The sequence below is a fragment of the Paracoccus sp. FO-3 genome, from assembly GCF_006386455.1.
Classification (GTDB): domain Bacteria; phylum Pseudomonadota; class Alphaproteobacteria; order Rhodobacterales; family Rhodobacteraceae; genus Paracoccus; species Paracoccus versutus.
In genome coordinates, this window is record NZ_VCBQ01000258.1 from 1 (window position 1) to 1,356 (window position 1,356).

The 1,356-nt window shown below is 77.4% G+C and carries 1 protein-coding gene; it reads right to left on the bottom strand.

Annotation, left to right across the window (positions count from 1 at the left end):
• Window positions 1–1,356, bottom strand: a 1,356-nt coding sequence (locus FE811_RS26830; RefSeq protein ID WP_219848980.1) for an ImcF-related family protein, incomplete at both ends; no start/stop codon positions are given.

The window sequence follows — 1,356 nt, forward strand, 5'->3', positions numbered from 1 at the left end:
CCCGCCATCGCCGCCGATCAGCAGCGTGGCCCGCCCGCGTTCGGCCAGGGCAGCGGCCGAGATGCGCAGCCCCGGCGCCAGCGCCGCCCCCGCCGTCAGCGCGCGTTGCAGAAAGGCGGCGCTGTCGGGGCTGAGCCCGGCAAAGCGCGCCTCGGGCTTCCAGCGCCAGGGATCGGCCTCGCGGTCCAGCAGGGTGGCGGCGCGCGCGGCCAGGAAACGGTCCATCGCGCCGCCCGGCCCGATCAGGGCGGCGACCGCGGCCGGATCGGCATCGGGCCCCTGGGCAAAGGGAAAGCGCCCGGCCAGCGCCGGGGCGCAAAGCGGCAGCACCTCGGCCTGCCAGGCACGGGTCAGGGGGTTGGTCAGGTCGCTGGCCTCGGCCGCGCCGCTTTCGGCCAGCGTATCCTCGACCAGCCGGCCGATCAGCGGCGGCGCGTCGCGCAGCGCGCGAACCGTGCGCGCCCGCGCCTGCACGCCAAGCAGCCGGCGCTGCGCATCCGCCGCATCCGCGTCCATCGCCCCCAAGGCCACGTGCAGCTCGGCAAACAGCGCGGCGATCTGGGCGATGCGGCCGCTTTCGACATATTGGATCTCGGGGCCGAAGCGGACGGCGACGGCCAGTTGCAGCGCGTGCGGGCGGCTGCGGTCGGTGCCGCCGGCCTGGCGCCAGACCTCGGCGATCAGCGCCGCCAGGGGCGAATCCGGCCGCGACAGCGCCCCCGAGACCAGCACCGCCCGCCGCCGGTCGTCGAAGGAGCGCAGCCGCAGGTCGCCCAGCCAGCCCTGCCAATGCTGCAAGGTCGCGCCCTGCAACAGCGCCATCACCCGGTCGGGGCTGTCGTTCTGCGGGGCGGGCGCTTGGGCGAACAGCGCCGCGCCGGCCTGCCTTGCCGCCTCGACCGCCAGGCCCGCGCCGCGGGCGCGCGCCATGTCCCAGCCGGCGGCGGTGTAGAGCCCCGGCACCGGCCGGTCCAGCGGCAGGCCCGAGCGGCGCTCGGCAATATCCGCCAGCGCGGGCAGCGCCTGCAAGGGGCGCCAGGGCGGCAGCGCCGCCGCCTCGGCCGAACGGCGCAGTTCCAGAAAGGCGCGCTCGGGCTCGGGCGTCTCGGCAGCAAGGACGCGCGCCTGCGCCAGCAGTTCGGCATCGGGCGGCGCGATGGGGGTGTCGGGGCGGTGCGGCAGGGCCAGCAGATGCGGGGCAAGGCCGGCCAGGGCGGGATCGGCGCCGGCGCGATCCTCGGCCCAGCCGGCCAGCCAGGCGGGTTGCCAGTCGGCCGCACCCGACAGCACCGACCAGGCGCGCAGCGTGTCATAGGCGGCGGCCGGCTCGCCCTCGCCGGCCAGGGCGGCGTCGAT